This window comes from Spirosoma sp. (genome assembly GCF_048594605.1).
In the GTDB taxonomy this organism is placed as follows: Bacteria; Bacteroidota; Bacteroidia; order Cytophagales; family Spirosomataceae; genus Spirosoma.
In genome coordinates this window covers 1-3,725 of record NZ_JBMDWV010000188.1, presented here as the reverse complement: position 1 = coordinate 3,725, position 3,725 = coordinate 1, and the positions used below count along the sequence as shown (strand labels likewise).

Here is a 3,725-nt window from a genome sequence, read left to right as displayed (position 1 = left end):
GGCAATGGGCATCGAAGCCGTGGAGATGATTGCGCCGTTGGTTCCCGGTGCTCCCTTGTGTCGCGCTACGGCACCCGGTTCGTCGTTGGATGGGGTAGAAGTGAATTTCAAAGGTGGGCAGGTTGGCGCTGAGAATTACTTCGGTGTGCTGCTGGAAGGACGAGTATTTTGATAGAATATACATGATTGTGGGAAAGGAGCTTTTGTCATTCCGACCGTAGGGAGGAATCTCAAGCTCGTCTATTGGGAAGTTGAGATTCCTCCCTACGGTCGGAATGACAAAATCGCACAAATAACTTTTCTGTATAATATAAAACTGAAATGACCCCAAAAACCTTAGGTCTGATTCATACATCCGCTACGTTGGTGCCTGTATTTCAGCAGTTGTGTAACGAGTATCTGCCGGGCGTGCAAACGTTTAATATTGTCGACGATAGCCTCGTCAGAAATATCATCCAACGCGGTGAACTCACATCCGATATTGCTCGTCGCGTTGGGCATTACGTGAGTTCTGCGGAAGATGCGGGGGCGGATTTTATTCTGGTCACCTGTTCGTCGATTGGCGCGGCTGTCGAAGCCTCGGCCGCGCTGACCAACGTACCTGTGCTACGTGTCGATCAGCCGATGGCCGACAAAGCCGTACAGACCGGCAAACGGATTGGCGTGATCGCTACGTTAGCCACTACGCTCGAACCTACCAGCGATCTGGTACGTCGTCGGGCAGCGGTTGCCGGACGCGAAATCGAACTCACGTCGGTGCTATGCGAAGGCGCGTTTGATGCGCTCATGAGCGGTAATGCGGCTAAACATGACACGATGGTGGCCGACGCGCTGAAGGAGTTAAGCACTAAAGTCGATGTGATTTTGCTGGCTCAGGCGTCGATGGCGCGGGTTGTCGATACGCTGGACGAAGCGGATAAAAAAGTCCCCATTCTGGCAAGTCCGCCCATTGCGGCTCAGTACCTGGCGGAGCAGTTTGCGTAAATTACCCAAAGAATATTTTTTGTTATCCCTCCTGCGTCGGGCCGGGGGCCAGAGCCATGACAAAAAAGCCTTTTCTCAAACCCATGACTAAAATTCCGTTATACATTGCTGGCATTGCGATCGCTACGTTAGGAGTCGGTCTAATTCTGCAAAATGCGGCTATCTGGCAGCCGGCAGCCGTACTGTCGGCCGTGAGCTTTGCGCTGGGCATGAAGGTGATTCCGGCACTCAGAACGTATCAGTACACGGCCTGGATTATCGTAGCGGTGGTTGCAGCCATGATTTACCCAACGGCTTTCACCAGGTGGGGTTCGTTCGATTTGCGTAATAAGTGGCTCATTCTGATTATCATCCAGACGGTTATGTTCGGCATGGGGATTCACATGAGCATCCGCGATTTTTCGGGGCTACGTAATACAGGAAAGGGCGTAATCGTTGGGCTGTTCTGCCATTTTACGGTCATGCCGCTGATGGGCTTTCTGCTGACAAAAATCTTTCAGTTTGAGCCGGAAATTGCGGCTGGCGTCATTCTCATCGGTTCGTGTTCGAGCGGACTGGCGTCGAACGTAATGGTGTATCTGGCGAAGGCAAATCTGGTACTGTCGGTGGTGGTTACGGCGATGGCTACGATGGTAGCCCCGTTTCTGACGCCCCTGTTGCTCAAGCTGCTGGCTGGTACGCTGATCGAGATCAAATTTGTCAGTATGATGATGGAAATCATCAAAATCGTGATTGTTCCGCTGTTTGCCGCGCTCCTGCACGACTACCTGAAAACCGCTACGTCGTCGGGGCGACGGATTGTCAACGTAGTATTTGGCGTAGCAGTCGTGTGGCTGCCTGGGCTGGCGTTTGGTGGCTGGTCGTTTCTGGAAACCAACGTAGCAAGTCCCGAACTGCTGGAAACGCTGGAGATTTTTAGTTTCCTTTTGGGCGCTGTAGTAGTGGGTGTTGTCTACCACGTACTGGCTACGCGCTATTCGAAACTCGATGACTGGATGCCCTACGTATCGATGTTTGGAATTATTTATTTTACCGCCGTAACGACTGCCGCCGGACGCGATAACCTGCTGAAAGTAGGCTTCTTACTGTTTCTCTGTTCGGTCATTCACAACGGCGCGGGCTACTTTTTTGGTTACTGGCTCAGTCGGCTGTTTGGCCTCGACAAAAACTCGGCACGTACCGTGGCTTTTGAAGTCGGTCTGCAAAATGGCGGCATGGCGTCGGGGCTGGCTGGAAGTATGGGCAAACTGGGCACGGTTGGGCTTCCGGCGGCCGTATTCAGTCCGTGGATGAACATTTCGGGTTCGATTCTGGCGAATTACTGGCGTCGAAGACCGGTATCCGATTCATCGGTACATGAATCTACACAAACCGTGACGACAGAAGTGCATTAGCTTTTCGCTTCATTTATTTTTTCCTTGGCTTCTTCCAGATCATCGCCTTCCGGTTGAGGAGTCTCTATGTCTTTGTGCGTCTGATCGCCAACGTACGTTAGCGTCACCAGCATTGGGAAATGATCCGAACCACAATTGGGCAAACGTTTAATCGACTGTAATTGAAAATGGCAGGAGACGAAGATGTGGTCTAACGGCCAGCGTAGGAAAAAATAGCGGGCATGAAATGTGTTATAAAGCCCCCGGCCAATACGTGGGTCTAGCAGGCCACTTATTCGCTGGAATAAACGCGTCGTATGCGACCAGGCTACGTCGTTCAAATCACCCGCCACAATGACCGGACCGGGTTTCGCACGGGCTTCTTTTCCTACCAGAATCAGCTCCGCATCGCGTTCTGTCGAGCGATAATGCTCAGTAGGGCTTGGCGGCATTGGGTGGACTCCATAAAAATCGATTAACTGCCCCGACGGTAATTCAAGCTGGGCGTAGAGCGAGGGAATATCATCCTGAATCAGGAAGCGCAACTCATGAACGCGCATGGGAAAGCGTGAATAAAACAGCATGCCGTAGGTATTCTCCAGTGGATACAGCATTCGGTGAGGATACGATTTTTCCAGACCAGCCAGCGCATCCTGCCAGGTCTGATTTGCTTCCAGCACCAGAATCACGTCTGGCGTATGTTTCTCGGCCAGAGCTTTCACCTCAGGCATATGCGTATTTTCCATGAACACGTTGGCCGTCAGCAGCCGGATCGTATTGTCTTTTACGGCTGAATCACTGCCCGGCTGAACCAGGGCATGAACCTGCTGCTTGTGCAAGGGGGTAAAGGGATAAATCAGCCAGGCCTGATACAACAGCGTAGCAAACAAACCCACCGGCACTATCAGCAACCAGCCATCCATGTGGTGGCCTACAAAAAACCAGCTCGCCAGCCCAATAGCGGCCAATATGGTCAGTTGGAGATGCGGAAAATCCCAGATGCGAATCCACCAGTAATCGAGCCGGATTAAGTTGATAAAGGAAGCGAACGTAATGCTGATCGAATAGATCAGCAGAACCAAATCGGGAGTGGGCATACAAGATTTATGAATGGCGAATGTTAAACTAACTACAAAACCATCATGAGGTTTGAAGAGACCCATAGGTAGCTCGAAAATTGCTACAAAACAGAAGAGCCAGATACTGCCGGAACGCTTGTAGTCGTTTTTACACCACCGTGTAAAATTCAATTTTTTCCAAAAGTTGGACCCGGAGAAGATTGTATAATTTTTAGTGAAACTGGTGGAAATGGAGGTTATAGGAATCTGTTAACTTTGTCGCATCACGATTGGCCTCGGGTAGGGTCCA

4 protein-coding genes are annotated in these 3,725 nt (G+C 51.0%); 3 read left to right on the top strand and 1 reads right to left on the bottom strand.

Features of this window, described 5'->3' with window-relative positions; translation table 11 throughout:
• The first annotated feature begins 4 nt into the window (after nt 1-4).
• From ACOJS8_RS11665 to ACOJS8_RS11655, 3 genes are all read left to right on the top strand, one after another.
• Nucleotides 5-172, top strand: a complete 168-nt coding sequence (locus tag ACOJS8_RS11665; protein ID WP_420148717.1) for a nucleotide-binding domain containing protein — start codon at nt 5-7, stop codon at nt 170-172.
• A 149-nt stretch (nt 173-321) separates the two neighbouring features.
• Nucleotides 322-984, top strand: a complete 663-nt coding sequence (locus ACOJS8_RS11660; protein ID WP_420148716.1) for an aspartate/glutamate racemase family protein — start codon at nt 322-324, stop codon at nt 982-984.
• An 83-nt stretch (nt 985-1,067) separates the two neighbouring features.
• On the top strand, nt 1,068-2,378 hold the full coding sequence (locus ACOJS8_RS11655) for a bile acid:sodium symporter family protein (protein ID WP_420148715.1): 1,311 nt from the start codon (nt 1,068-1,070) through the stop codon (nt 2,376-2,378).
• Here the strand turns inward: ACOJS8_RS11655 and ACOJS8_RS11650 are convergent.
• A complete protein-coding gene (locus tag ACOJS8_RS11650; RefSeq protein WP_420148714.1) occupies nt 2,375-3,454 on the bottom strand; it encodes an endonuclease/exonuclease/phosphatase family protein in 1,080 nt (359 codons plus the stop codon). The two genes, ACOJS8_RS11655 and ACOJS8_RS11650, sit on opposite strands and share 4 nt — an antisense overlap.
• Between the last annotated feature and the right edge of the window lie 271 nt (nt 3,455-3,725).